25 protein-coding genes are annotated in these 25,359 nt (G+C 72.7%); 17 read left to right on the top strand and 8 right to left on the bottom strand.

What is annotated here, in order from left to right; translation table 11 throughout:
* From IF29_RS0102495 to metK, 7 genes are all read left to right on the top strand, one after another.
* Complete coding sequence (locus tag IF29_RS0102495; RefSeq protein ID WP_030248825.1) at window positions 1-966, top strand: dihydroorotate dehydrogenase; 966 nt, start codon at window positions 1-3, stop codon at window positions 964-966.
* Window positions 963-1,793, top strand: coding sequence for an orotidine-5'-phosphate decarboxylase (gene pyrF / locus IF29_RS0102500; protein WP_030248827.1), 831 nt, complete (start codon window positions 963-965; stop codon window positions 1,791-1,793). Before IF29_RS0102495 ends, pyrF begins: the two co-directional genes overlap by 4 nt.
* A 345-nt stretch (window positions 1,794-2,138) precedes the next feature.
* A complete protein-coding gene (locus IF29_RS0102505; RefSeq protein WP_030248828.1) occupies window positions 2,139-2,462 on the top strand; it encodes an integration host factor in 324 nt (107 codons plus the stop codon).
* Between the two features lie 48 nt (window positions 2,463-2,510).
* Window positions 2,511-3,068 carry a guanylate kinase gene (gene gmk, locus IF29_RS0102510; protein ID WP_030248830.1) on the top strand — a complete coding sequence of 186 codons (558 nt, stop codon included), beginning with the start codon at window positions 2,511-2,513 and terminating at the stop codon, window positions 3,066-3,068.
* A gap of 24 nt (window positions 3,069-3,092) precedes the next feature.
* A complete protein-coding gene (gene rpoZ / locus IF29_RS0102515; protein ID WP_030248832.1) occupies window positions 3,093-3,359 on the top strand; it encodes a DNA-directed RNA polymerase subunit omega in 267 nt (88 codons plus the stop codon).
* A 102-nt stretch (window positions 3,360-3,461) separates the two neighbouring features.
* Window positions 3,462-4,661 (top strand): bifunctional phosphopantothenoylcysteine decarboxylase/phosphopantothenate--cysteine ligase CoaBC, encoded by a 1,200-nt coding sequence (gene coaBC / locus IF29_RS0102520; RefSeq protein ID WP_030248834.1) that lies wholly within the window; start codon window positions 3,462-3,464, stop codon window positions 4,659-4,661.
* Window positions 4,662-4,838: 177 nt separating this feature from the next.
* Window positions 4,839-6,047 carry a methionine adenosyltransferase gene (gene metK, locus IF29_RS0102525; RefSeq protein ID WP_030248835.1) on the top strand — a complete coding sequence of 403 codons (1,209 nt, stop codon included), beginning with the start codon at window positions 4,839-4,841 and terminating at the stop codon, window positions 6,045-6,047.
* Between the two features lie 79 nt (window positions 6,048-6,126).
* On the opposite strand, the gene IF29_RS0102530 is transcribed toward metK, so the two are convergent.
* On the bottom strand, window positions 6,127-6,495 hold the full coding sequence (locus IF29_RS0102530; protein WP_030248836.1) for a YbjQ family protein: 369 nt from the start codon (window positions 6,493-6,495) through the stop codon (window positions 6,127-6,129).
* Between the two features lie 72 nt (window positions 6,496-6,567).
* On the opposite strand from IF29_RS0102530, the gene IF29_RS0102535 reads away from it, so the two are divergent.
* Window positions 6,568-8,703, top strand: coding sequence for a primosomal protein N' (locus tag IF29_RS0102535; protein ID WP_030248838.1), 2,136 nt, complete (start codon window positions 6,568-6,570; stop codon window positions 8,701-8,703).
* 132 nt (window positions 8,704-8,835) lie between these two features.
* On the opposite strand, the gene IF29_RS0102540 is transcribed toward IF29_RS0102535, so the two are convergent.
* Window positions 8,836-9,399 (bottom strand): hypothetical protein, encoded by a 564-nt coding sequence (locus IF29_RS0102540; protein ID WP_030248839.1) that lies wholly within the window; start codon window positions 9,397-9,399, stop codon window positions 8,836-8,838.
* Between the two features lie 217 nt (window positions 9,400-9,616).
* Here IF29_RS0102540 and def point away from each other — a divergent pair, with 217 nt between their 5' ends.
* The 5 genes from def to IF29_RS0102565 all read left to right on the top strand — a co-directional run bounded on the left by def (window position 9,617) and on the right by IF29_RS0102565 (window position 15,033).
* Window positions 9,617-10,162: a peptide deformylase gene (gene def, locus IF29_RS0102545; RefSeq protein ID WP_030248841.1), complete on the top strand. Its 546-nt coding sequence runs from the start codon at window positions 9,617-9,619 to the stop codon at window positions 10,160-10,162.
* A gap of 40 nt (window positions 10,163-10,202) precedes the next feature.
* Window positions 10,203-11,129, top strand: a complete 927-nt coding sequence (gene fmt / locus IF29_RS0102550) for a methionyl-tRNA formyltransferase (RefSeq protein WP_030248843.1) — start codon at window positions 10,203-10,205, stop codon at window positions 11,127-11,129.
* Window positions 11,130-11,202: 73 nt separating this feature from the next.
* Entirely contained in the window at window positions 11,203-12,642 is a 1,440-nt protein-coding gene (locus tag IF29_RS0102555) for an RsmB/NOP family class I SAM-dependent RNA methyltransferase (RefSeq protein ID WP_030248844.1), read from the top strand.
* Window positions 12,643-12,672: 30 nt separating this feature from the next.
* Entirely contained in the window at window positions 12,673-13,359 is a 687-nt protein-coding gene (gene rpe, locus IF29_RS0102560; protein ID WP_030248846.1) for a ribulose-phosphate 3-epimerase, read from the top strand.
* Between the two features lie 213 nt (window positions 13,360-13,572).
* The gene (locus IF29_RS0102565) at window positions 13,573-15,033 is read left to right on the top strand and encodes a GuaB1 family IMP dehydrogenase-related protein (RefSeq protein ID WP_030248848.1); all 1,461 of its coding nucleotides are present in this window, start codon (window positions 13,573-13,575) and stop codon (window positions 15,031-15,033) included.
* A gap of 21 nt (window positions 15,034-15,054) precedes the next feature.
* Here the strand turns inward: IF29_RS0102565 and IF29_RS0102570 are convergent, their stop codons facing one another.
* Window positions 15,055-15,765 (bottom strand): DUF5995 family protein, encoded by a 711-nt coding sequence (locus IF29_RS0102570; RefSeq protein WP_051724795.1) that lies wholly within the window; start codon window positions 15,763-15,765, stop codon window positions 15,055-15,057.
* Window positions 15,766-15,846: 81 nt separating this feature from the next.
* A complete protein-coding gene (locus tag IF29_RS0102575; RefSeq protein WP_030248851.1) occupies window positions 15,847-16,707 on the bottom strand; it encodes an NAD-dependent epimerase/dehydratase family protein in 861 nt (286 codons plus the stop codon).
* A 139-nt stretch (window positions 16,708-16,846) separates the two neighbouring features.
* Between IF29_RS0102575 and IF29_RS0102580 the strand changes: the two genes are divergently transcribed.
* Complete coding sequence (locus tag IF29_RS0102580; protein WP_037594099.1) at window positions 16,847-17,710, top strand: helix-turn-helix transcriptional regulator; 864 nt, start codon at window positions 16,847-16,849, stop codon at window positions 17,708-17,710.
* A 44-nt stretch (window positions 17,711-17,754) separates the two neighbouring features.
* A complete protein-coding gene (locus IF29_RS0102585) occupies window positions 17,755-18,549 on the top strand; it encodes a nucleotidyltransferase domain-containing protein (protein WP_030248854.1) in 795 nt (264 codons plus the stop codon).
* Window positions 18,550-18,682: 133 nt separating this feature from the next.
* On the opposite strand, the gene IF29_RS0102590 is transcribed toward IF29_RS0102585, so the two are convergent.
* Window positions 18,683-20,119 (bottom strand): MFS transporter, encoded by a 1,437-nt coding sequence (locus tag IF29_RS0102590; RefSeq protein ID WP_030248857.1) that lies wholly within the window; start codon window positions 20,117-20,119, stop codon window positions 18,683-18,685.
* Window positions 20,120-20,338: 219 nt separating this feature from the next.
* Between IF29_RS0102590 and IF29_RS0102595 the strand changes: the two genes are divergently transcribed.
* A complete protein-coding gene (locus tag IF29_RS0102595) occupies window positions 20,339-20,923 on the top strand; it encodes a TetR/AcrR family transcriptional regulator (protein WP_030248859.1) in 585 nt (194 codons plus the stop codon).
* 58 nt (window positions 20,924-20,981) lie between these two features.
* Here the strand turns inward: IF29_RS0102595 and IF29_RS0102600 are convergent, their stop codons facing one another.
* The gene (locus tag IF29_RS0102600; RefSeq protein ID WP_051724796.1) at window positions 20,982-21,530 is read right to left on the bottom strand and encodes a YceI family protein; all 549 of its coding nucleotides are present in this window, start codon (window positions 21,528-21,530) and stop codon (window positions 20,982-20,984) included.
* 109 nt (window positions 21,531-21,639) lie between these two features.
* On the opposite strand from IF29_RS0102600, the gene IF29_RS0102605 reads away from it, so the two are divergent.
* Complete coding sequence (locus IF29_RS0102605; protein WP_063757411.1) at window positions 21,640-22,134, top strand: MarR family winged helix-turn-helix transcriptional regulator; 495 nt, start codon at window positions 21,640-21,642, stop codon at window positions 22,132-22,134.
* 44 nt (window positions 22,135-22,178) lie between these two features.
* On the opposite strand, the gene IF29_RS0102610 is transcribed toward IF29_RS0102605, so the two are convergent.
* Both IF29_RS0102610 and IF29_RS0102615 read right to left on the bottom strand, forming a co-directional pair.
* Window positions 22,179-23,840, bottom strand: coding sequence for an amidohydrolase (locus tag IF29_RS0102610; RefSeq protein WP_030248866.1), 1,662 nt, complete (start codon window positions 23,838-23,840; stop codon window positions 22,179-22,181).
* A complete protein-coding gene (locus tag IF29_RS0102615) occupies window positions 23,837-25,285 on the bottom strand; it encodes an APC family permease (protein WP_063757412.1) in 1,449 nt (482 codons plus the stop codon). Before IF29_RS0102615 ends, IF29_RS0102610 begins: the two co-directional genes overlap by 4 nt.
* Between the last annotated feature and the right edge of the window lie 74 nt (window positions 25,286-25,359).

A 25,359-nucleotide genomic window follows, 5' to 3' on the forward strand; every position in this document is an offset into this window, starting at 1 on the left:
GTGGAAGCCCACGACGTCGACCTCACCGCGCCGTTCGGCAACGGCACCCTGCCCAATCCGGTGACCACGGCCTCCGGCTGCGCCGGCTACGGCCGGGAGCTGGCCCGGTTCCAGCCGCTGGTGGAGCTGGGGTCGATCACCACCAAGACGATCATGCCGTATCCGCGGGCGGGTCAGCCGACGCCGCGGATGGCGGAGACGCCGAGCGGGATGCTCAACTCGGTCGGCCTGCCGGGCGCGGGCATCGGGTACTTCGTCGAGCACGAGCTGCCCTGGCTGGCCGAGCGCGGCGCGCGGGTGCTGGTCTCGATCGCGGGGGAGCGGGTCGAGGAGTTCGCCGAGACGGCGCAGGCGCTGAACGGCCGGCCCGGGGTGGTCGGCATCGAGGCCAACCTCTGCTGCCCCAACGTCGCCAACCGCGGCCTGGTCTTCGGCGGCAACCCGGCCACCTCGTACGACGTGATGGCGGCGGTCCGCGAGGTGGTCGACCCGGCGCTGCCGGTCTACGCCAAGCTCACCCCGGACGTCACCTCCATCACCGAGATCGCCGCGGCCTGCGTCCGGGCCGGCGCCGACGGCCTGTCGATGATCAACACCCTGCTGGGCATGGCCATCGACACCACCACCATGCGCCCGGTGCTGGCGGGGCTGAGCGGCGGCCTGTCCGGGCCCGCGGTCCGCCCGGTGGCGGTGCGCTGCGTCTACCAGGTGCACGCCGCGATGCGGGCCGGGACCATGCCGGTGGTGCCGATCTTCGGCATGGGCGGTATCAGGACCGGTCTGGACGCCCTGGAGTTCGTCCTGGCGGGCGCCTCCGGCATAGCGGTCGGCACCACCGTCTTCAACGACCCCTCGGCCCCGCTGCGGGTCCTCACCGAGCTGCGCCAGGCGCTGGCCGAACGCGGGTTCGCCAAGTTCACCGACGCCATCGGCTTCGCCCACCACCACCAAGGAGTTCAGCCATGACACCCCCGTTCGGCACCCGTCTGCGCCAGGCCATGGACAAGCGTGGTCCGCTCTGCGTGGGCATCGACCCGCACGTGGCGCTGCTGGAGGCGTGGGGGCTGGGCGACGACGTCGCCGGCCTGGAGCGGTTCTCGCGGACGGTGGTGGAGGCGCTGGCGGGCGAGGTGGCCGTGCTCAAGCCGCAGAGCGCCTTCTTCGAGCGCTTCGGCAGCAGGGGCATCGCGGTGCTGGAGCAGACCGTCGCGGACGCCCGGTCGGCGGGCGCCCTGGTGCTGATGGACGCCAAGCGCGGCGACATCGGCTCGACCATGGCCGCGTACGCGGACGCCTTCCTGGCACCGACCAGCCCGCTGTTCTCCGACGCGGTGACGGTCTCGCCCTATCTGGGCTTCGGCTCGCTGCGGCCGGCCGTCGACGCGGCGCGGGCGAGCGGTTCCGGCCTCTTCGCGCTGGCGCTGACCTCCAACCCGGAGGGGCACGAGGTGCAGCGCGCGGTGGGGGAGGACGGCCTCAGCGTCGCGCAGTCGGTGCTGCGGCAGCTCGCCGCGGAGAACGCCGACGCGAGCCCGCTGGGCAGCTTCGGCGCGGTCGTCGGTGCCACCCTCAGGGACATCGGCGAGGACCTGGAGATCAACGGCGCGCTGCTGGCCCCCGGGGTCGGCGCCCAGGGCGCGACCCCGGCGGACCTCCCTGCGGTCTTCGGCGCCGCGGCGGCCAATGTGCTGCCGAGCGTCAGCCGCGACGTACTGAAGCACGGCCCCTCGGTCGCGGCGCTGCGCGAGGTGTCTGCTCGATTTGTGGACGAGGTGCGTAGCGCGATCGGCTGACGGCCCGCCGGATCGCTCGTTCGTGTGATGCTTTCGTGAACACCTTGTGTGCTCCTGATCAGCGGATTTGATCCGAGCAGGGGCCTCGGTGGCGGGGTGGGCCGACGAGTCGGGTCGCCACTCCTCGAAAACCGGGGGATATGTCCGGAAAAGTCCTGCCCGAGCGAGGCTGACCAGGACTTTTCTGTGCTTTTTCCTGACGTGGACCGCGCAGAGGGGTAGTGTCCGGCGGTAAGTCCACTGAGGGGCGTGTTCCACGTTGCTCTTGCAGGTCAGAGCTACTAGGTTCCTCAGCGGCTGACAACCAGTCCTGTCCTATTCGTTCGAATCACTGAGGTGAACGGCGTGGCACTTCCGCCCCTTACCCCTGAGCAGCGCACCGCTGCGCTCGCCAAGGCAGCTGAGGCTCGCCGGGAGCGCGCCGAGATCAAGAACCGGCTCAAGCACAGCGGCGCTTCGCTCCACGAGGTCATCAAGGCCGGCCAGGAGAACGACGTCATCGGCAAGATGAAGGTCAGTGCTCTCCTGGAGTCGCTCCCGGGCGTCGGCAAGGTCCGGGCCAAGCAGATCATGGAGCGGCTCGGCATCTCCGAGAGCCGTCGTGTGCGCGGTCTCGGTACCAACCAGATCGCTTCCCTGGAGCGCGAGTTCGGCGGCGCTCCGGCCTGATCCGTGCCGATGGTTCGAGAACCGTCCCGGTTCCTGGATAATCGGTACATGAGTGAACGTCCGCGGCTGACCGTGCTCTCCGGCCCCTCAGGGGTCGGCAAGAGCACGGTCGTCAGCTTTATGCGAGCAAAGCACCCCGAAGTATGGCTCTCCGTGTCCGCGACCACCCGCAAGCCGCGGCCGGGCGAGAAGCACGGTGTGCAGTACTACTTCGTCGACGAGGACGAGTTCGCCAAGATGGTGGCCAACGGCGAGCTGCTGGAGTGGGCGGTGTTCGCCGGCAACCACTACGGCACGCCCCGCAAGCCCGTCCTGGACAAGCTGGAGCGCGGCGAGCCGGTGCTGCTGGAGATCGATCTCCAGGGCGCCCGCCAGGTGCGCGAGTCCATGCCCGAGGCCCAGTCCGTCTTCCTGGCCCCGCCCTCCTGGGAGGAGCTGGTCCGCCGCCTCACCGGCCGCGGCACCGAGCCGCAGGAGGTCATCGACGAGCGGCTGCGCAGCGCCAAGGTGGAACTCGCCGCCGAAAGCGAATTCGACACCACTCTGGTCAACCACTCGGTCGAGGGTGTAGCGGCGGAACTGCTAGCCTTGCTCAACGTAGTCTGATCATTTTCTCCGGAAGGTTCCCGCGTGTCCTCTTCGATGACAGCGCCCGAAGGCATCATCAACCCGCCGATCGATGAGCTGCTCGAGGCCACCGACTCCAAGTACAGCCTGGTGATCTACGCGGCCAAGCGCGCGCGTCAGATCAACGCCTACTACTCGCAGCTCGGCGAGGGCCTGCTGGAGTACGTCGGCCCGCTGGTCGACACCCACGTCCACGAGAAGCCGCTGTCGATCGCGCTGCGCGAGATCAACGCCGGCATGCTGACCGCCGAGGCGATCGACGCCCAGTAGGCGGCGCACCTCGCACAGCAGCGTCCTGCCGCGGCCCGTAGCATGCTCGGGCCGCGGCTTTTGCGTGCCCGCGCAACGGATTGAGCAGGGAGTGGTCCACGAGTGAACGTCGTCCTGGGTGTCAGCGGGGGCATCGCCGCCTACAAGGCGTGCGAGCTGCTGCGGCGCTTCTCGGAGTCCGGCCATGACGTGCGGGTGGTGCCGACCGCCTCCGCGCTGCACTTCGTCGGCGCCGCGACCTGGTCGGCGCTGTCTGGCAAGCCGGTCGCCACCGAGGTCTGGGAGGGCGTGCACGAGGTCCCGCACGTGCGGATCGGGCAGCACGCCGACCTGCTGGTGATCGCCCCGGCGACGGCCGACATCATGGCCAAGGCCGCCCACGGCATCGCCGACGACCTGCTCACCAACACCCTGCTGACGGCCCGCTGCCCGGTGGTCTTCGCCCCGGCGATGCACACCGAGATGTGGGAGCACCCGGCCACCCAGGAGAACGTCGCCACGCTGCGCCGCCGCGGCGCGGTGGTGATCGAGCCCGCGGTGGGCCGGCTGACCGGCGTGGACACCGGCAAGGGCCGCTTCCCCGACCCGGACGCGATCTTCGAGCTGTGCCGGCGGGTGCTGACCCGCGGCGCGGACGCCGGCCAGGCCGACCTGGCCGGCCGTCATCTGGTGGTCTCCGCCGGGGGCACCCGCGAGCCGCTGGACCCGGTGCGCTTCCTGGGCAACCTCTCCACCGGACGCCAGGGCTACGCGCTGGCCGCGGTCGCCGCCGCCCGCGGGGCCCGGGTCACCCTGGTCGCGGCCAACACCGACCTGCCGGACCCGGCCGGGGTGGACCTGGTCCGGGTCGGCACCGCGGCGGAGCTGCGGGAGGCGGTGCTGGCCGCCGCGGCCGACGCGGACGCGGTGGTGATGGCGGCCGCGGTGGCCGACTTCCGGCCGGCTCATTACAAGCATGTGAAGATCAAGAAGGTGGAGGGTGAGTCGCCCGCGCCGGTGGAGCTGGTGCGCAACCCGGACGTGCTGGCCGAGATCTCGCAGCAGCGGCAGGCCCCGGGCCAGGTCGTGGTGGGTTTCGCGGCCGAGACCGACGACGTGCTCGCCAACGGCCGGGCCAAGCTGGCCCGCAAGGGCTGTGACCTGCTGGTGGTCAACGAGGTGGGCCGGGGCCGGGCCTTCGGCAGCGCCGACAACGAGGCGGTCATCCTTTCGAGGGACGGCTCGGAGACGGCCGTGCCCTTCGGACCCAAGGCGGCACTGGCCGATCTGCTGTGGGACCTGGTCGCGGAGCGGCTCCGCTGACCCCGTCCGGCCAGCAGAAACGACCCTGTGCGGATCCAAAGAATGAGACCCTGTGAGTCAGATGCGGGAACCTTTGGTTACACTCCCCGCAGTAGTCCTCCATAAGTCTTTCCGGACCGGCGGGGTTCCCACCAATCCGCCGGTTCAGTCAGCAGCCGCTGCAACTCAGGGAGCGCTGTGTCTCGCCGCCTGTTCACTTCGGAGTCCGTGACCGAGGGTCACCCCGACAAGATCGCTGACCAGATCAGCGACACCATTCTCGACGCCCTCCTGAAGGACGACCCCACCTCGCGGGTCGCCGTGGAGACGCTGATCACCACCGGCCAGGTCCATGTCGCCGGTGAGGTCACCACCAAGGCCTACGCGCCGATCGCGCAGCTGGTCCGGGAGAAGATCCTGGAGATCGGCTACGACTCGTCCAAGAAGGGCTTCGACGGCGCCTCCTGCGGCGTGTCGGTGTCCATCGGCGCCCAGTCGCCCGACATCGCCCAGGGCGTCGACGACGCCTACGAGAACCGCGTCGAGGGCGACGACGACGAGCTCGACAAGCAGGGTGCCGGCGACCAGGGTCTGATGTTCGGGTACGCGTGCGACGACACGCCCGAGCTGATGCCGTTGCCGATCACCCTGGCGCACCGGCTGGCCAAGCGCCTGTCCGAGGTGCGCAAGAACGGGACCATCCCGTACCTGCGCCCCGACGGCAAGACCCAGGTGACCATCGAGTACGACGGCGACTCGGCCGTGCGCCTGGACACCGTGGTGGTCTCCTCGCAGCACGCGTCCGACATCGACCTGGACTCGCTGCTGGCCCCCGACATCCGCGAGTTCGTGGTGGAGCCGGAGCTGAAGGCGCTGGCCGACGAGGGCATCACCCTGGTCACCGAGGGCTACCGGCTGCTGGTGAACCCGACCGGCCGCTTCGAGATCGGCGGCCCGATGGGCGACGCCGGCCTGACCGGCCGCAAGATCATCATCGACACCTACGGCGGCATGGCCCGTCACGGTGGCGGCGCGTTCTCCGGCAAGGACCCGTCCAAGGTCGACCGCTCCGCCGCGTACGCGATGCGCTGGGTCGCCAAGAACATCGTCGCCGCGGGCCTGGCCCGGCGCGCCGAGGTCCAGGTCGCCTACGCGATCGGCAAGGCCGAGCCGGTGGGCCTGTTCGTGGAGACCTTCGGCACCGAGACCGCCCCGGTGCTCAAGATCCAGGAAGCCGTCACCCAGGTCTTCGACCTGCGACCGGCCGCGATCATCCGCGACCTGGACCTGCTGCGCCCGATCTACTCCCAGACCGCCGCCTACGGCCACTTCGGCCGTGAGCTGCCGGACTTCACCTGGGAGCGCACCGACCGCGCCGAGGCGCTGAAGCGCGCTGTCGAGGCCTGACAGCAGCCCAGAACGGCCGACGGCCCCTCCGGAGAGATCCGGAGGGGCCGTCGCCGTCCGCCGCGCGGTCGAGGGAGCGTCAGCCGAGCGGGCTGATCACGGCGGCGGTTCCGTAGGCGCAGATCTCGGCGCCGTTGCCGCCGGCCTCGGTGACGTCGAAGCGCATGGCCAGCACCGCGTTGGCACCGCGCGACCTGGCCTGCTCCACCAGTCGGTCCATGGCCTGGTTGCGGCTCTCCACCAGGGTCTTGGTGAGCCCGCGCAGCTCGCCGCCGGCCAGCGACTTGAAGCCGGCGCCGATCTGGCTGCCGATGTTGCGGGAGCGGACGGTGAGGCCGAACACCTCGCCGATCACCCGGTCCACCCGGTGGCCGGGAACGTCGTTGGTGGTGACCACCAGGACCTCGGTGCTGTGCTGGCCCCCGCCGAAATCATCGAGATTCGTCATGACCCGCATTCTGCCGCCCCGGGGCCGTCCCGGCATCGGGATGTGTCGGTCGGTTCTGGTAGGACTTGGGGCATGAACGGCAGCACCGGCTCCCCCGACCGTGCCCCCGCCTCCGAAGGGGGAGCGGGGGAGCAACTGGAGCTGGTCCGTGCCGAGCTGAAGAAGGCCAGGGCCAGGGCGAAGCCCAGGACCAACCCCAAGGCGACCACCGGCCGGCTGCCGGTCGCCCGAGTGGTCGTCAACAAGGGTGTGCTGGTGATCGACCAGTACTTCGACTACTCCGTTCCGGTGGATCTGGACGAGACCGCCCAACCCGGGGTCCGGGTCCGGGTGCGGTTCGGCGCGCGGGTGGTCAAGGGCCGGCGCGAGGGCGGCACGCTGATCGACGGCTTCGTGGTGGAGCGGCTGGCGGCGTCCGACTACGCCGGACCGCTGGCGCCGCTGAGCCAGGTGCTGTCGCCGGAGCCGGTGCTCTCGCCGGAGCTGCTGCGGCTGTGCCGGGCGGTCGCGGACCGCTACGCCGGGACGCTGGCGGACGTGCTGCAGCTGGCGGTGCCGCCCAAGCACGGCCGGGCCGAGGCGGCCCCCTCGCCGGACCCGCTGCCGGCGCCGGCGCCGCCGCCCGCCGGCTCCTGGAGCCGCTATCCGCAGGGGCCGGCCTTCCTGTCCGCACTCGCGGCCGGCGGCGCGCCCAGGGCGGTGTGGACGGCGCTGCCCGGCGGGAGCTGGGCGGCTGAGCTGGCCGTGGCGGTGGCCTCGGCGCTGGCCTCGGGACGGGGCGCGCTGGTGGTGCTGCCCGACGGCCGCTCGGTGGCGCAGTTGGACGCCGCGCTGCTGGAGCTGCTGGGCTCCGGGCACCATGTGGCGCTCACCGCCGAGCACGGCGCCGAGGAGCGCTACCGCCGCTGGCTGGCCGTCAGCCGCGGCTCGGTCCGCGCCGTGGTGGGCACCAGGGCCGCGATGTTCGCGCCGGTGCGCGAGCTGGGGCTGCTGGCGGTGTGGGACGACGGGGACGACCGGCACAGCGACGAGCGCGCCCCCTATCCGCACGCCCGCGACGTGCTGCTGCTGCGGGCCGCCGAGGTCGGTGCCGCGGTGCTGATCGGCGGGCTGACCACCACGGTGGAGGCGGCGCAGCTGCTGCACACCGGCTGGGCCAGACCTCTGGCCGCGGACCGGGAGCAGGTGCGGCGCAGCGCCCCGCTGGTCCGCACGGTCTCGGACCGGGACCAGTCGGACGACGCGGCGGCCCGGGCGGCCCGGCTGCCCTCGCACGCCTGGCGGGTGGCCAGGGAGGCGCTGGAACGCGGTCCGGTACTGGTGCAGGTGCCGCGGCGCGGCTATGTGCCGAGGCTGGCCTGCACCCGCTGCCGGGAGGGCGCGCGCTGCGCCCACTGCGCCGGGCCGCTGGCGCTGCCGGGCGCCGACGGCGTACTCACCTGCGCCTGGTGCGGGCGGACCGAGGCGGACTGGCACTGTCGGGAGTGCGGCGGGACCGGGCTGCGGGCCCAGGTGGTCGGGACCAGGCGCACCGCCGAGGAGCTGGGACGGGCCTTTCCGCTGGTCCCGGTCCGCACCTCGGGGCGGGCCGAGGTGCTGGCCTCGGTGCCGGACGCCCCGGCGCTGGTGGTGTCCACCCCGGGGGCCGAGCCGGTGGCCGAGGGCGGTTACGCGGCTGCGCTGCTGCTGGACGGCTGGGCCCTGCTGGGCCGGGCCGACCTGCGGGCCGGCGAGGACGCGCTGCGGCGCTGGACCAACGCGGCCGCGCTGGTGCGGCCGCGGGAGCAGGGCGGCACGGTGGTGGTCGTCGCGGAGGAGACGCTGCGGCCGGTGCAGGCGCTGGTGCGGTGGGACCCGGCCGGGTTCGCGGCGCTGGAGCTGGGCGAGCGGGCCGAACTGCGGTTCCCGCCGGTGTCGCGGATGGCCTCGGTGACGGGCAGTGCCGCCTCGGTCGAGGATCTACTGGGGCTGCTGCGGCTGCCGGAGGGCGGCGACGTGCTGGGGCCGGTGCCGGTGCGGGGGCGGCCCTCGGGCGGGGGCGCTCCGGGCGGCCCGGGCGCGGAGCCGTTGGAGCGGGTGCTGCTGCGGGTCGATCCGGGGCGGGGGGCGGCGCTGGCCGCGGCGCTGAAGGCGGCTCAGGTCGCCCAGCTGGTGCGGAGGTCGGCCGAGCCGGTGCGGGTGCGGGTCGATCCGCCGGACATCGGCTGAGGCGGATCCTCGGCTGCGGCGTCTGCCTGGTTGGCCGCGCAGTTCCCCGCGCCCCTAAGCAAGTGCAACTGGCCCAGTTGCAGCCCCCTGGGGGCGCGGGGAACTGCGCGACAAGCCATGCACATGCCGCACTCAGCGCCGGACGTTCTCCACCTGCTCCGCCGCTTCGGTAGGGACGACGTGGTCGCGCCGCGCAGCGGGGATCGCGCGGGACAGGCCGCCGGGGATCTGCACTCCGCCGGAGGGTGCCAGGCTCTGTCCGGCGGGGGTGTCCAGCACCTCGGCGAGGGCCTCGGCCGGAGTGCTGCGGCTGCCCTGCTCGGGGACGCCGGCCACGGTGCCGTCCGCGGGGCGGCGCACGCCGTACCTGCGGTGCACGGCCTGCTTGGTGACGCCCAGTGCGGAGCCGACGGCGTCCCAGGAGAAGCCCAGCGAGCGGTCGAACTCGACGGCGGCGGCGACCAGGCCCTCCACGCTGTCCCTGAGCTCCTGCGCCAGCCGTACCGTGGGCGCGGGGGCACGTCCGTAGACGACGAAACCGGCGGCGGTGGTGGGGCGGCGCGGGCGGTACACGTTGCCGAGCTGTGCGGTGAGCGTACGCAGCGCGTCGACCTGGCGCCGCACCCGCTCGATGTCCCGCACCAGCAGGTGCAGACTGGCCCTTGCCCGGGCGTCGTGGGTGGCGTGGTCGGCCATGGTATTCGGGAGCCTCTCGGAACCGGCGGTCAATCTCCTTTGACCAACGGCCGAAGTGCCCGACTGGTCACGGCGGGGGCGTGCGGAGGCATGCGCACGGCGTGCGGGTGGAGGCGTGCGACCTGGGGGTCGGTGCCCCCGCCACGTCAGTAGACTGGCGTGTCTGTGCACTTCTTGTTGCTGCACGCCTCCACCCTGACCGACGGGAGCCCGTTCCGTGGCGATTCAGCCCATCCGCATCTTCGGCGACCCGGTGCTCCGGCTGACGGCCCAACCGGTGACGGTCTTCGACAAGGAGCTGCGCACCCTGGTCGCCGATCTCACCGAGACCATGAAGGACGCCCCGGGCTCGGGCCTGGCCGCCCCGCAGATCGGCGTCTCGCTGCGGGTGTTCACCTACCACGTGGACGGGGTGGTCGGTCATCTGATCAACCCGCGGCTGGACCTCACCGAGGAGGAGCAGGACGGCCCGGAGGGCTGCCTGTCGCTGCCCGGGCTCACCTTCGACTGCAAGCGGGCCTACGGGGTCGTGGCCAAGGGCTTCAACGAGTACGGCGACCCGGTCACCGTCGAGGGCACCCAGCTGCTGGCGCGCTGCATCCAGCACGAGACCGACCACCTCGACGGCATCATCTTCATCGACCGGCTGGACCGCGAGCAGCGCAAGGCCGCGCTGCGGGCCGTCCGCGAGGCCGAGTGGGCCGGGGACTCCGCGCCGCAGGTGAAGGTCTCCCCGCACAGCACCTTCGGCCGCGCGCTCTGACCCTCCCCCTGCCGCTTCACCATCCTGGAAGGCCCCGTCCTTGAAGCTCGTATTCGCCGGTACGCCCGAGCCCGCCCTGCCCGCGCTGGAGGCGCTGATCGCCTCCCGGCACGAGGTGGCCGCGGTGGTCACCCGCCCGGACGCGCCGGCCGGCCGCGGCCGCAAGCTGGTCGCCAGCCCGGTGGCGCAGCTGGCCGAGCAGCACGGGATCGAGGTGCTGAGGCCGGAGCGCCCGCGTGACCCGGAGTTCCTGGAGCGGCTGGCGCAGCTGGCCCCGGACTGCTGCCCGGTGGTCGCCTACGGCGCGCTGCTGCCCAAGGCGGCCCTGGAGATCCCCCGCCACGGCTGGGTGAACCTGCACTTCTCGCTGCTGCCGGCCTGGCGCGGCGCTGCCCCGGTGCAGCACGCGGTGCTGGCCGGGGACGAGGTCACCGGTGCCTCGACCTTCGAGATCGAGCAGGGACTGGACACCGGACCGGTGTACGGGACAGTCACCGAGCTGGTGCGCCCCGGCGACACCAGCGGCGACCTGCTGGAGCGGCTGTCCCGCTCCGGCGCCCGGCTGCTGGTGGCGACCATGGACGGCATCGAGGAGGGCAGGCTCAGCCCGCGCCCCCAGCCGGCCGACGGGGTCAGCCTGGCGCCCAAGATCAGCGTCGAGGACGCCAGGGTCGACTGGTCCACCCCGGCGCTGCGGGTGGACCGGGTGGTCCGCGGCTGCTCCCCGGCCCCCGGCGCCTGGACCCTGTTCCGCGGCGAGCGGCTCAAGCTGGGACCGGTGCGGCTCGCGGCCGGCCGCTCGGAGCTGGCGCCCGGCGAGATCGCGGTGAACAAGAACACCGTCCGGGTCGGCACCGGCAGCCACGAGATCGAGCTGGGCGAGGTCCAGCCGCAGGGCAAGAAGCGGATGCAGGCGGGAGACTGGGCGCGGGGATCGCGTCTGGAGCCCGGCGAGCGCCTGGGCTAGTCACGCCGCCGAGCCCCTCCGTACTCCGTATCCGTACTCCATAACCAACGTCAGCACCTTTGCGAGGCACCACATGACCGGCCCAGCCCCCAAGTCAGCTCCGCGTCCGCACCGCCGTCCCAAGAAGGACCCGGCCCGGATGGTCGCCTTCACCGCGCTGCGGGCCGTGGACGAGCGCGACGCCTACGCCAACCTGATCCTGCCCTCGCTGCTGCGCAAGGCGGAGAAGAACGAGGGCTTCGAGCGCCGTGACGCGGCCTTCGCCACCGAGTTGGTCTACGGCACGCTGCGGATGCGCGGCAGCTACGACGCCATCATCGGGGCCTGCATCGACCGGCCGCTGAGCAAGGTCGACCCCAATGTGCTGGACGTGCTGTCGCTGGGCGCGCACCAGCTGCTGGGCACCCGGATCCCCCCGCACGCGGCGGTCTCCGCCACCGTGGAGCTGGCCCGGGTGGTCCTCGGCGACGGGCGGGCCAAGTTCGTCAACGCGGTGATGCGCAAGATCTCCACCCAGGACCTGGACACCTGGCTGGAGCAGGTCGCGCCGCCCTACGAGGAGGACGCCGAGGACCACCTCGCGGTGCTGTACTCGCATCCGCGCTGGGTGGTCGCCGCGCTGTGGGACTCGCTGGGGGTCTGGCAGCCGCAGCACTGCGGCCGTACCGCCGTCTCCGAGCTGCTGGCCGCCGACAACGAGCGCCCGGCGGTGACCCTGGTGGCCCGTCCGGGCCGCTCCACCGCCGCGGAGCTGCGCGACTCGCTGCCCGCGGAGGAGAGCGAGGCCGGGCGCTGGTCCCCCTACGCGGTACGGCTGGTGGAGGGCGGCGACCCGGCCGTGGTCCCGGCCGTCGCCGAGAACCGCGCCGGGGTCCAGGACGAGGGCAGCCAGCTGGTCGCCGCCGCGCTGGCGGCGGCGCCGGTGGAGGGCCGCGACGAGCTGTGGCTGGACGGCTGCGCCGGACCCGGCGGCAAGGCCGCGCTGCTGGCCGCGCTGGCCGCGCAGCGGGGCGCGGCACTGGTCGCCTCCGAGTCGCAGCCGCACCGCGCGGCGCTGGTCGCCAAGGCGCTGCACGGCAACCCCGGCCGCTACGCGGTGATCACCGCGGACGGGCTGCGGCCCGCCTGGCGTCCGGGCAGCTTCGACCGGGTGCTGGTGGACGTCCCCTGCAGCGGGCTCGGCGCGCTGCGGCGCCGGCCCGAGTCGCGCTGGCGGCGCCGCCCCGAGGACGTGGCCAACTTCGGTCCGCTGCAGCGCGGCCTGCTGGAGTCGGCGATCGAGGCCACCCGTCCGGGCGGCGTGGTCGGCTACGCCACCTGCTCCCCGCACCTGGCCGAGACCCGGGTGGTGGTCCAGGACGTGCTGCGCGGACGCTCCGACCTGGAGTACATCGACGCCAGGCCGCTGCTGCCCGGCGTCCCCGACCTGGGCGAGGGGCCGGACGTGCAGCTGTGGCCGCATCTGCACGGCACCGACGCCATGTATCTGGCACTGCTCCGCAAGAAGTCCTGACCACCGGTTCCACCAGGGATAATCGGCGCCATGAGCCCTCAGATCAGCCCCAGCATCCTGGCCGCGGACTTCGCGCGGCTCGCCGACGAGGCGGAGGCCGTCCGCGGCGCCGACTGGCTGCACGTCGACGTCATGGACAACCACTTCGTGCCCAACCTGACCCTGGGCCTGCCGGTGGTCGAGTCGCTGCGCAAGGCCACCGACATCCCGATCGACTGCCATCTGATGATCGAGGACCCGGACCGCTGGGCCCCGCAGTACGCGGAGGCCGGGGCCGGGTCGGTGACCTTCCACGTCGAGGCCGCGGCGGCGCCGGTGCGGCTGGCGCGGGAGATCCGCTCGCTGGGCGCCCGGGCCTCGATGGCGCTGAAGCCGGCCACGCCGATCGAGCCCTACGAGGACCTGCTGTCCGAGCTGGACATGCTGTTGATCATGACGGTGGAGCCGGGCTTCGGCGGCCAGTCCTTCCTGGACATCATGCTGCCCAAGATCCGCCGCACCCGGGAGCTGATCAACCGGCACGGCCTGCAGCTGTGGCTGCAGATCGACGGCGGGGTCTCCGCCGAGACCATCGAGCGCTGCGCGGACGCCGGCGCGGACGTGTTCGTCGCCGGATCGGCCGTCTACGGGGCCGAGGACCCGGCCGAGGCCGTCCGCAGGCTGCGCGCGCAGGCGGCCGCGGCGACCGAGGGCTCACCCTGGGTGCACCGCCACTGAGAGTGCCGCCGCTGAGGGCATGGGGCCGGACTTGTGGGAAGCTACAAGTCCGGTTCCCGCCCCGCCGCCGCCACCTGTGCGGAACCGCAGGAAACGCCGCTGAGCTGGATCCTTCTCGTCCGATGTACGAGAATCGAACGTTGGGTGCAGGGCGCCCTGATGCGCTCCCCGCCGCACCCGAGGTCTACCCCCGCCGCAGCAGAGAGCCCCCAGATGCGCTTCTTGAACCCCCAGACCGGCAGTCACGACGAGCGTCCGTCGGCGCCGTACGACCTGACCTACGACGACGTGTTCATGGTGCCCAGCCGTTCGTCGGTGGGCTCCCGGCAGGCCGTGGACCTCTCCTCGGAGGACGGCACCGGCACCACGATCCCGCTGGTGGTGGCCAATATGACGGCCATCGCCGGACGCCGGATGGCCGAGACGGTGGCCCGCCGCGGCGGTCTGGTGGCGATCCCGCAGGACATCCCGCTGGACGTGGTCTCCGAGGTCATCGGCTGGGTCAAGCAGCGCCACCTGGTGCACGACACGCCCATCACCCTGGCCCCGGGCGCCACCGTCGCCGACGCGCTGTCGCTGCTGCCCAAGCGGGCCCACGGCGCGCTGGTGGTCGTCGAGGACGGCAGGCCGGTCGGCGTGGTCACCGAGTCCGACTGCCAGGGCGTGGACCGCTTCACCAGCCTGTCCGCGGTGATGTCGGCCGACCTGCTGCTGCTGGAGGAGGGCATCGCACCCCGCGAGGCCTTCGACCGGCTCACCAACGCCCACCGCAAACTGGCCCCGGTGGTGGACGGCAAGGGGCAGCTGGTGGGGATCCTGACCCGCAAGAACGCGCTGCGGGCCACCCTCTACAGCCCGGCCGTCGACGCCGCCGGGCGGCTGCGGATCGCCGCCACCGTCGGCATCAACGGCGACGTCGCCGGCAAGGCCGAGGCGCTGCTGGGGGCTGGCGCCGACGTGCTGATCGTCGACACCGCGCACGGGCACCAGGAGTCCATGATCAGCGCGCTGAAGGCGGTGCGCGCCCTGGACCCGCAGGTGCCGATCGTGGCTGGGAACGTGGTCGCCGCCGCCGGTGTGCGCGACCTGGTCGAGGCCGGCGCGGACATCCTCAAGGTCGGTGTCGGCCCCGGCGCGATGTGCACCACCCGGATGATGACCGGGGTGGGCCGCCCGCAGTTCTCCGCGGTGCTGGAGTGCGCCGCCGAGGCCCGCAGGCTGGGCAAGCACGTCTGGGCGGACGGCGGGGTGCGGCACCCGCGCGACGTGGCGATGGCGCTGGCCGCCGGCGCCTCCAATGTGATGATCGGCTCCTGGTTCGCCGGGACCTACGAGTCGCCCGGCGACCTGCAGACCGCCGCCGACGGCCGGCAGTACAAGGAGAGCTTCGGGATGGCCTCGGCGCGTGCGGTGCGCAACCGGACCTCCGAGGAGTCCTCCTACGACCGGGCCCGCAAGGCGCTGTTCGAGGAGGGCATCTCCACCTCGCGGATGTTCCTGGACCCGGCCCGCCCCGGCGTCGAGGACCTGATCGACGCGATCGTCGCCGGTGTCCGCAGCTCCTGCACCTACGCCGGTGCGCACTCGCTGGAGGAGTTCCGCGAGAACGCCGTGGTCGGCGTGCAGAGCGCCTCCGGCTACGCCGAGGGCAAGCCGCTGCACGCCAGCTGGTAGCCGGTCGGGCAGGCTGCCTGCTCATCCGGTCCCGAGCGCACCGAGTGCTCCCAGCGGGGTGAGCAGGCAGCGGCAGACCAGGCCGGTCGCGTCGTCCAGGGCCTCGGCGGCCACCCGGTAGGCGTCGGGGCGGTCGCGCAGCTCCCAGAGCGTGGCCGCCGAGGCCCAGGCGGCGTCCCGGGCCCGTTCGATGCTCCAGGCGCTGAGCAGGTGCAGCAGCGGCTCGGCCACCGCCAGCTCGCCGTCGACGACCGGCATCAGCCGGTCCCTGACCTCCTCCTCGACCTGCGCCAGCAGGTCGTTGACGCGGTGGAAGTCGCCGGAGAGCTCCTCGGGGGAGCAGCCCAGCAGGGTGCAGGCGTCCACCACCGCCAGCGGCAGGTCGTGCTCGATGTGCGCGTTCATCCCGCACAGCGCGAACTGCACCGGCAGCACCCCCGGGTGCAGCCGCAGCTGCAGCAGCGGACGCCAGCAGGCCGGGGGCCGGCGGGCGGTGAGGGCGTCCAGGAAGCGTCCGGCGAACAGCACGTCCAGCCGGGCGACCCCGTCGGGGTTCTTGAAGTAGCCGCCCGCCGCGAGGTGCCCGGCGAGGGCCTCGGTGACGGTCAGATAGGCGGTGGCGAAGGCCGCCACGCCGTCCTGCGCGGGCAGCGCGGTGACCAGTCCGCGCAGCCGGGCGACGACCGCCCCGACGTCCGCGGCCCGGTCGGCCTGGGTCGCTCCTGGTGCCATGGGGTCCAGGGTGACGGGTCGTCGGCGGTACGGCGAGCCGCCGTCCGGGCGACGACCGTCCCCGCCCCGCCCGCCACGGCGCTACAGCGCGCCGGCGTCGCGGGCGGTCCACACCGACGGGTAGATCGGGCGCCAGCCCAGCTCCTCGCGGAGCGGGAGGTTGTCGGTGACGCCCATCCACGGGTTGGGGTCCTGCTTCCCGGCGGCCTCCGGCGGGAGCGCCAGTCCGGCCAGGCGGTGGATGTCGTAGGCGGACACCGGGGCGTCGTCGGCGGCGTGGTAGATCCGGCCCTCGATGCCGGGGGTGCGCAGTGCCCGGTGCAGCGCCTGGGCCACGTCGGCGTGGTGCACCATGGGCAGCCGCTGGTGCGCGGCCCAGTCGGCGGAGCGGCCGACCGCATCGCGCAGGTGCGGGTCGCCCTCGCCGTAGACGAAGGCCAGCCGCACGGTCACCAGCGGCAGGCCCTGCCCGGTGCGCAGCTCGTCCAGCGCGGCGTCGGCCTCGGCCTTGGACCTCGGGTAGACACCCCAGGGGACGGGCTCCAGGGGGTCCTCGGCGCGGGCCGGACGGCCGTGGCCGAAGCCGTAGACCAGGTTGGTGCTGGTCTGCACGAAGCGGCGGACGCCCGCCTCCAGGGCCTGACGGCCCAGCGCGACAGCGGCGTCGCGGTTGACCGCCAGCGCCTCCTCGTCCGGGACGCCGCGGAAGGCGGCGGCGACGTTGACCACGTCGTCCACGCCCTGCAGGGCCTTGGCCCGGTCGCTCTCCTCGCGCAGGTCGCCGAGGACCGCCTCGGCGCCCAGCGCGGTGAAGCGCTCGGCCGAGGCCTCGCTGCGCACCAGCACCCGCAGCCGTTCGCCCTCGGCCGCCCACTGGATCAGCCTGGGCACCAGCCGCCGGCCGACCTGCCCGGTCGCTCCGGTCACCAGAATCGTCGTCATCGTCCTCGTCCTCTCGGCGGGCCCCCTCGGGGGGCGTTGACTCCACTGTGCGGACCGGTGGTCGGCGACGGGAGAGACCTGGCGATCGGGGGACCGGCGATCCCTGGATACCGGCCGGCGGCCGGGGGATGCTGGAGGCATGGACCGACCGCAGCTCGCCGACTTCCTCCGCCGCTCCCGCAGCCGCCTGGCGCCCGCCGACGTGGGCCTGCCCGAGGGGGCGCGGCGGCGTACGCAGGGGCTGCGGCGCGAGGAGGTCGCCCAGCTGGCGGGGATGTCGGTGGACTACTACACCCGGCTGGAGCAGCAGCGCGGACCGCACCCCTCGACCCAGCTGCTGGGCGCGCTGGCCCGGGCGCTGCGGCTGAGCGACGACGAGCGCGACCACCTGTACCACTTGGCCGGGCAGGCCCCGCCGCGGGCCAGGAGCGCCGACCACCATGTGCGCCCCGGACTGCTGCTGGTGCTGGACCGGCTCTACGACACCCCCGCCCAGGTGACCTCGGACATCGGTGACGTGCTGGCGCAGAACGCGCTGTCGATGGCGGTGTTCGGGGACAGCACCGCCCGGCCGCCGGGTGAGCGCAACATGATCTGGCGCTGGTTCACCGACTCCGAGGCCAGGGAGCGGTTCGTCCCCGCCGACCACGACCGGCTCGGACGGGTGCACGCCGCGCAGCTGCGCTCGGTGGTCGCCGCCCGGCCCGACGACGCCCGGGCGGCGGCGCTGGTGCGACGGCTGCTGGCGGCCTCGCCGGAGTTCGCCGAGGTGTGGGCCGAGCACGACGTCGCGGTGCGGCGCGCCGACACCAAGACGATCCTTCACCCGGTGGTGGGAGCGCTCGAACTGGACTGCGAGGTGATGCTCAGCGCCAACCACGAGCAGCGCCTGATCGTCTTCACCGCGCGACCTGGCACCGAGACCGCCGAGCGGCTGGAACTGCTGCGCGTGGTGGGGCTGCAGGACCTGTCCCGGCCGGAAAGCCGTGGCGCGGCCCGTTAGCCGGCTGCGAGGATGCCGCGGTGAACGATGACGACCTGGACGTGATGGCGTCGCGGCTGGCCCAGGTGCCCGGGGTGGTCGGGGTGCTGCTGGGCGGCAGCCGGGCCCGCGGCGAGCACACCCCCGAATCCGACTGGGACCTCGGGGTGTACTACCGGGGCGCGCCCGACCTCGGCGAACTGCGGGCGCTGGCCGAGCGCTGCACCGGCGAGCCGGTGGAGGTGGCCTGGCCCGGCAGCTGGGGCCCCTGGGTCAACGGCGGGGCCTGGCTGCGGGTGGACGGCGTGGCCGTCGACTGGATCCTGCGGGACGTGGACCGGGTCGGCCGGGTGCTGGCGGACTGCGCGGCCGGGACGTACGAGGTGGGCACCCAGCCGGGCCACCCGCTGGGGTTCTGGTCGCCCTGCTACGTCGGCGAGGTCGCGCTGGGGCGGGTACTGGCGGATCCGCGCAAGGAGTTGACGGAGCTTCAGGCTGCTGCCGCCGAGTACCCGGAGCCGCTGCGGGCGGCACTGGTCGGGGCCTCCTGGGAGGCCGAGTTCCTGATGTCCAACGCGGCGAAGGGTGCGCGGCGGGGCGACGGGCTGCTGGTGTCGCTGTCGCTGTCGAAGGCTGTCGGCATCCTGGTCCAGTCGCTGTACGCCTGGCACCGACGCTGGTGCCTCAACGAGAAGGGGGCGCTCGCGGTCGCCGAGACGCTCGCGGGGGCCCCTGCGGGGTTCGGTGCGCGGGCGCGGGCGCTGATGGCTGCGCCGGGCAGGTCTTCTGACGAACTGTCAGTGACCGTTACTGCGGCGTTGGAGCTGGTGGCGGACGTGCGGGCGGCGCTGGGTCAGTAGATGGCTTGTCGCGCACGCTGTTAAGTAAGCACAGCCCCGCGCCCCTGAGGGGGCTGCAACTGACCCACCGTGGTTCAGTTGCACCCCCTAGGGGCGCGGGGAACTGCGCGACCAACCATCTACAGGGCCGCGCTTACCGCCCGACCCTCTCCGACACCAGCGCGGGCTGTGCAACCTCCGAGACAGCAGTTGCCTGCCGAACCGCACTGCGAGCCGGAACCAGCAGCGCAGCGAACGACGCGGCGAGGCAGAGGACGGCGAGCAGCGCGAACCCCTCGGTGTAGCCGCTCTCCGCGGGCAGGCCGGAGGCCTGCAGATTGCCGGTGACCAGGCTGCTCATCACGGCCGCGCCCAGCGACCCGCCGATGGTGCGGATGTTGGCGTTCATCCCGGTGGCGGCACCGGTCTGCTCGGCCGGCACGCTGTGCACGATCAGGTTCGCCATCGAGGCGAAGGCCAGGCCGATGCCCAGGCCGAACACCCCTGCGGCGAAGGCGATCTGCCACTGCTGACCGTGCCAGCCGGCGAGGATCGCGCACGCCGCCGCGCCCAGCGCGGCACCGGTCACCAGCAGCGCCTTGGCGCCGACGATCGGCTGCAGCCGCCCGCTGAGCACACCGGAGCAGAACATCGCCACCAGCATCGGCAGCATCAGCAGGCCGGCCCCGGTCACGCTGGAGCCGAAGCCGTAGCCGGCCGAGGAGGGGGTCTGGGCGAAGCCGGGCAGGAAGGACCAGACCGCGTACATGCCGGCGCCGAAGAGCAGTGCGGCGGTGTTGGTGGTCCACACCGCGCGCAGCCGCATCACCTTGAGGTCGATCAGCGGGCTGGCGGAGCGGCTCTCGGAGCGGATCCACAGCGCGAACAGCACCACGGCGGCGACCAGCAGCAGGTTCACCCGCATCGAGCCCCAGCCCCAGACCGAGGCCTGGCTGATCGGCAGCAGCAGGGCGACCAACCAGGCCGAGAGCAGCCCGGCGCCGAGCCAGTTGACGCTGCCCTCACCGCGGTTGGGCGACTCGGGGACGTAGCGCAGTGCGGCCAGCGCCGCCAGTGCCACCACGCCGACCGGCAGCCAGAACAGCCAGCGGTAGTCCAGCGCGCCGACGATGGGTCCGGCCAGCACCATGCCGAAGCCGCCGCCGGCGGCGATCACCGCGGAGAGGTTGCTGATGCTGGGCGAGACCCGGACGGCCGGGAACTCGTCCCTGATGATGCCGAAGGAGAGCGGGAACAGTGCGCCGCCGATCCCCTGGATCACGCGGGCGACGATCAGCACGGTGATGTTCGGCGCCAGCGCGGCCAGCAGGCAGCCGAGCACCAGCGCGGCCAGGACCGCGACCAGGGTGCGCTTCTTGCCCACCAGGTCGCCGACGCGTCCCAGGATCGGGGTGAAGACGGAGGCGGACAGCAGATAGGCCGTCATCACCCAGGTGACCGTGGACTGGGAGGTGTGCATGGCGTGCTGCACGGTGGGCAGCGCCGGGGCTATCAGTGACTGCAGCATCGAGAAGACGCCGGCCCCGGTCGCGAGGACCGCGAAGGTGAGCCGATTGGACGTCCGGTTCATGATGGTTTCTCTCTCGAGCGAACGGCGTTGAGGCATGGTGGAGAGCGGTCCCGGGTGTCGTGGAGGGACAGCGGGGACCGTTGGACGGAAAGGTTCTGGGAGGCCGCGTCGGTGCGGACCGATGACTCGACTGTTAAAGTGGAGGCATGCCTCCACCATAGTGGAGGGTAGCCTCCGGTACAAGTCCGGTTCTTTGTTCGATCGACGAGGGAGAGCGTGATGGCGGAGTCCACGGCGACAGCGGCGGCGGCGGAGATCGTCGTGGTGCAGCGTCCTCGCCGGGCGGACGCCGCGCGCAACTTCGACGCGCTGCTGGCCGCGGCGCGGGAGGCCTTCGCCGAGCACGGGGCCGACGCCTCGCTGGAGGACATCGCCCGGCGCGCGGGGGTGGGCATCGGCACCCTCTACCGCAACTTCCCCACCCGCAGGCACCTCTTCGAGAGCGTCTACGCCGAGGAGGTCAACGCCCTCGCCAAGGTGGCGGTGGACCTGGCGGCCGAACCGCCCTGGCCGGCGCTGACCACCTGGCTGCGCCGCTTCGTGGAGTACACCGTCACCAAGAAGGCCATCCGCGACGCGCTCAACGGCGAGTCGGACATCTTCCTGGCCTGCCGGGAGTCCCTCTACGAGGCGGGCGGCCCGCTGCTGCTCCGGGCCCAGCAGGCGGGCGAGGTGCGCGAGGACATGAGCTTCGACGACCTGGTGCGGATGATCTCCGGCATCACCTCGATCGCCTTCCCGGAGGAGGGGCAGCGTGACCGGGTCCTCACCATCGCCCTGGACGGCGTCCGGGCGCGGCGGTGAACGCAGACGGGTGGGGCGGCGACCGGTCGGTCGCCGCCCCACCCGAATGGTCGGAGCGTCAGGCCTGGTGCACGAAGGTCGCGTTCACCGTGACGCCGGTCAGGCCCTTGAGCATGCCGAGCTTGTTCCAGCCCAGGCCGTGCGCGTCGCGGTCGACGGTCAGCTCCGCGGTGAGGGTGACCGAGTCGGCGCCGACCGCCGACGGCCTGGCGGTGAACTCCAGCGGCTGGGTACGGCCGCGGACCGTCAGGCTGCCGCTGACCTGCACCGCGCCGTCGGCCTTGGCCTCGGCGCGGTCGGCGGTGAAGGACAGGGTGGGGTGCTGGTCGGTGGCGAAGAAGTCGTCGGAGCGCAGATGGGCGTCCCGCTTGGCGTGGGAGGTGTCGAGCGAAGCGGCGTCCACGGTCAGCGTCCCGCGCGCGGGGGAGCCGTCGGCGGGGATCTCGCCCTCGCCGGAGAACTCGCTGAAGCCGCCCTTGACGGTGACCAGGCCCCACATGGTCTTGTGCTGGATCCGGACCTCCGAACGGGTCCGGTCCAGCAGGTAGCGGCCGGTCGGCAGGTCGCTGAGCGCAGTGGTCGCGGCGGCGGGGGTGGGTGAGGACATGGCGGTGCGCCTTCCAGCTTAGGCAACTAGATAATAAGTAGCTAGTTAGACAATAACTGGCTTTGATACCCTGGGCAAGCACGCACGGGGAGACGAAGGAGTGCACACGGTGGAGGAGTCCACGCGCGCGGAGGCCGCGCGCCGCTGCCCGGACGCCGAGGACCTGGCCCTGCTGGAACAGTGGAACGCCCTGCAGTCGGGCTTCCGCCGGCTCACCGAGCAGATGCTGGCGGACGTGGACGACAAGGTCGGGATCGCGCCGTCGTCCTTCCAGGTGCTCTGGTTCCTGCTCACCTCGCCGTCGCAGTCGGCGCCGATGAACCGGCTCGCGGCCACGCTGGGCTTCACCACCGCCGGCACCACCAAGGTGGCGGACCGGCTCAGCGAGGCCGGACTGCTGGAGCGCCGACCCTCGCCGACCGACCGCAGGGTGGTCTTCGCCGCGCTCACCGAACAGGGTGTGGAGGTGGCCATGAAGGCGGCCCTCAGCCTGGCCGCCTCACTGCGCGAGCGGGTCGTCGCGCCGCTCGGCGAGGAGCAGTTCGCCGCCCTCGCCGAGAAGTTCGGCTCACTCGACCCCGAGGGCCGCTCCGGCTGCTGCTGAGCGCAGCCGGTGGTTCGGCAGCGCTCAGCAGTACTCAGCCGCGCTCAGCCGCGCCGGACGATGGTGCCGTCGACCACGGAGAGGTCGACCACGGTCTCGAGGAAGGCGCTCGGGTCGGTGGCGGCGAACAGGTCCTGGGACAGCAGCACCAGGTCCGCGTACTTGCCGGGGGTGACCGAACCGAGCCGGTCCTCCAGGAAGTTGGCATGGGCGCTGCCCAGTGTGTAGGCGCGGACGGCGGTGGCCAGGTCCAGCGTCTGCTCCGGCACCCAGGCGGGGCCACCGTCCAGACCACGCCGGGTGACGGCGGTGTAGAGGCCGACCAGCGGATCCATCTCGGCCACGTTCCAGTCGCTGGAGAAGGCGAGGGCGGCGCCGGCCTCGTGCAGGCTGCGCATCGGCCAGGCCTTGCTCCAGCGCTGCTCGCCGACGGCCTGCGCCCAGTCCTGGCCCGGGCCCGCGATGTCGGGGGAGCAGTGCCGGGGCTGCATGCAGGCGACTACGCCCAGTCGGCGGAAGCGGTCGACGTCCGCCGGGTCCAGGCACTCCACATGGACCACCTGGTGCCGCGAGTCCCGTGGTCCGTTGACCGCACGGGCGTGCTCGGCCGCGTCCAGGACGGTGCGGATGCCGCGGTCGCCGGTGGCGTGCACGAACAGCTGGAAGCCCAGCCGGTCCAGCCGGGCGAACACCTCGGCGAACTCCTCCGGCGGGTAGAAGGTCTCCCCGCGGTGGGAGTGGTGGCCGGCGTAGGGCTCCAGCAGAGCGGCGGTGTGCGGTTCCACCACGTCGTCGATGTAGAGCTTGAGCGGACCCACCCGGAGCCGGTCGCTGTCGTGCCGGCGGCCGGCCGCGGCGAAGGCGTCCAGGTCGGCCCGGGTGGTGCCGCGCGGGTGGAACAGCGCCGCGACCAGGCGGGACCGCAGCCGGCCCTCCCGTTCGGCCCGCTCGAACAGGGACAGGTCGTCCAGGGAGTTCTGCGGCTCGACCACGGTGGTGATGCCGTACCTGGCGGCCAGGTCCAGGCTGGCGCACAGCCGGGCGTACTGGCGGTCGGGGTGCGCCCAGGGGACTCCCGCCGCACGCAGGGCCCGGTGCCCGTCCCGGGACAGCCCGCGGACGGCGAAGTCGGTCAGGAAGCCGGTGGGCTCCCCGGTCGCCGGGTCCTTCCGCACGGTGCCGTACGGGGTCTGCCGCACCTGTGCGTCGATGCCGAGACGGCGCAGCGCCGCGGTGTTCAGCCAGGCCGTGTGGACGTCGTAGCTGAGCACGAAGGCCGGACGGTCGCCGGTGAACGGGTCCAGGTCGGCCGCGGTGGGCATCCGGCCGCCGGGGACGGCGGAGTAGTCGAAGGCCTCCGCCTCCACCCAGTCGGCCTGCGGGTTGACGGACAGCCAGGCCCTGATCCTCCGCCCGATCTCGGCCAGGTCGGCGGCCCCGGCCAACTGCACGCAGGCCGCGTCGGAGCCGAGGCGGACGTGGTTGTGACTGTCGACGAACCCGGGCAGCAGCAGCCGGCCGCCGGCGTCGACCACCTCCGTCCCGGCTCCGCGCCATGCGCGGATCTGCTCGTCGGTGCCGACCGCGGCGATACGGCCGTCGCGCACGGCGACGGCCTCGGCGCGGGGCAGGGCCGGGTCGACGGTGTGGACGTGGGCGCTGTGGATGATCAGGTCTGCGGGCGGGTGGTTCGGCTGGTGGTTCACAGGTGCTCCGGGCTTGCGGCGCTGACGCCGAGTGAGGTGGGGAGAGGCTGCTCGGAAGGGGCGGGCGCGGGGATCGCCGTCTCGTCCGCGGGCAGGCTCAGCTGCCAGTGGCTGGCGCTGCGGGGCCGCAGGTAGCCGAACCAGTAGGCGAGCCCGACGGCCAGTACGGCGGCGGTGATGATCAGGTCGTGGGCCGTCTGCTGGGTGAGGACGTAGCCGAGCGCGAGCGTGGTGACCACGGGTGCCACCGGCCACAGCGGCATCCGCCAGGCCGCGGTGGCCCGGTGCCGACGCCGCCGCGCGGCCAGTGCCGCGATGCCGAGCAGCAGGTAGATCACGGCCACCACGACGCCGGTGAAGCCGAGCAGCTGGTCGATGGGTACGGCCAGGGCCAGCAGCACGCCGGGCAGGCCGATGCCCAGGGTCGCCACCCAGGGCGAGCCGAAGCGCGGGTGGATCCGCGCCAGCGCCCGGTTCACCGGGTCCGGCCAGGTGCGGTCGCGGGCGGAGGCGAACAGCACCCGGCCGTTCTGCAGCACCATCACGATGACCGCGTTGAGGATCGCGGCGGCGATGCAGAGGCTGACGAAGGTACCCACGCCGGTTCCGGCCCAGGAGTCCACGACGGCGACGAGGTCGCCCGCCGCCAGCTGGTCCGGGCTGCTGACACCCAGGCAGATCGCGGTCACCGGGACGGTGATGACCACCACTCCGGCCAGCAGCGACCACAGCACGGCGCGGGCGACCGAGCGGCGCGGCTCGACGAGGTCCTCGGAGAGGTAGATGGCGGTGCCGAAGCCGTTGTAGGTGAACAGCGCCACGGCGAGTCCGGAGACCAGCAGACCGGCGGTGAGCGGCGAGGAGTGGCCGGCGCCGTCCGGGACCAGCGGGTGGATCAGGCTGGAGAGGGGCTGGTGGACATGGGTGAAGCCGAGAAAGCTGACGGTGGCCGCCGCGAGCACCTCGATGCCCAGGAAGATCCCGGTGATCAGCGCGTTGGACTTGATGTCCAGCACGCCGACGGCCACGGACAGCAGCATCACCGCCGCTCCGGCGATCCGCGGGTCGACGGTGAGCAGGGAGCCGATGTAGTCGGCGGTGCCCAGCGCGATGATCGGCGGGATCACCATCAGCGACACCAGCGAGATCACGAAGACCAGCCAGCCGATCGGGCGGCCGAGCACCTGCCCGACGATCGAGTACTCGCCCCCTGCGCTGGGGACCAGCGTGCCCAGCTCCGCGTAGAAGAGGCCGACCCCGAGCGACAGCACGGCGGCCACGACCAGGCTCAGCACGGTGCCGCTGCCCAGCGTCATCAGCAGCGGTGGTACCACGATGAAGAGCGACGAGGCCGGAGTGATGCAGGACAGGGTGAGCATCACGGCGCCGAAGACCCCGAGGGATCTCGGGAGCGCGGCTGCGGGAGCTGGGGCGGGTGTGGTCATGACGCTCATTGAAGGCTGCGCTAAAAGTAGGCGTCAAGAGTTCATCAAGAGCTAATTCCCGAGAATTCTCATAG

The organism is Streptacidiphilus jeojiense, assembly GCF_000719095.1.
GTDB lineage: Bacteria > Actinomycetota > Actinomycetes > Streptomycetales > Streptomycetaceae > Streptacidiphilus > Streptacidiphilus jeojiensis.

Excerpts from the sequence above, each read along its gene's own strand:
- IF29_RS0102535 (WP_030248838.1), top strand. The coding sequence starts at position 6,568 with ATGAACGGCAGCACCGGCTCCCCCGACCGTGCCCCCGCCTCCGAAGGG.
- IF29_RS0102590 (WP_030248857.1), bottom strand. The coding sequence starts at position 20,119 with ATGAACCGGACGTCCAATCGGCTCACCTTCGCGGTCCTCGCGACCGGG.
- IF29_RS0102530 (WP_030248836.1), bottom strand. The coding sequence starts at position 6,495 with ATGACGAATCTCGATGATTTCGGCGGGGGCCAGCACAGCACCGAGGTC.
- pyrF (WP_030248827.1), top strand. The coding sequence starts at position 963 with ATGACACCCCCGTTCGGCACCCGTCTGCGCCAGGCCATGGACAAGCGT.
- rpe (WP_030248846.1), top strand. The coding sequence starts at position 12,673 with ATGAGCCCTCAGATCAGCCCCAGCATCCTGGCCGCGGACTTCGCGCGG.
- IF29_RS0102595 (WP_030248859.1), top strand. The coding sequence starts at position 20,339 with ATGGCGGAGTCCACGGCGACAGCGGCGGCGGCGGAGATCGTCGTGGTG.
- IF29_RS0102600 (WP_051724796.1), bottom strand. The coding sequence starts at position 21,530 with ATGTCCTCACCCACCCCCGCCGCCGCGACCACTGCGCTCAGCGACCTG.
- IF29_RS0102615 (WP_063757412.1), bottom strand. The coding sequence starts at position 25,285 with ATGACCACACCCGCCCCAGCTCCCGCAGCCGCGCTCCCGAGATCCCTC.
- IF29_RS0102565 (WP_030248848.1), top strand. The coding sequence starts at position 13,573 with ATGCGCTTCTTGAACCCCCAGACCGGCAGTCACGACGAGCGTCCGTCG.
- IF29_RS0102540 (WP_030248839.1), bottom strand. The coding sequence starts at position 9,399 with ATGGCCGACCACGCCACCCACGACGCCCGGGCAAGGGCCAGTCTGCAC.
- IF29_RS0102555 (WP_030248844.1), top strand. The coding sequence starts at position 11,203 with ATGACCGGCCCAGCCCCCAAGTCAGCTCCGCGTCCGCACCGCCGTCCC.
- IF29_RS0102585 (WP_030248854.1), top strand. The coding sequence starts at position 17,755 with ATGGCGTCGCGGCTGGCCCAGGTGCCCGGGGTGGTCGGGGTGCTGCTG.
- IF29_RS0102570 (WP_051724795.1), bottom strand. The coding sequence starts at position 15,765 with ATGGCACCAGGAGCGACCCAGGCCGACCGGGCCGCGGACGTCGGGGCG.
- gmk (WP_030248830.1), top strand. The coding sequence starts at position 2,511 with ATGAGTGAACGTCCGCGGCTGACCGTGCTCTCCGGCCCCTCAGGGGTC.
- IF29_RS0102580 (WP_037594099.1), top strand. The coding sequence starts at position 16,847 with ATGGACCGACCGCAGCTCGCCGACTTCCTCCGCCGCTCCCGCAGCCGC.
- IF29_RS0102575 (WP_030248851.1), bottom strand. The coding sequence starts at position 16,707 with ATGACGACGATTCTGGTGACCGGAGCGACCGGGCAGGTCGGCCGGCGG.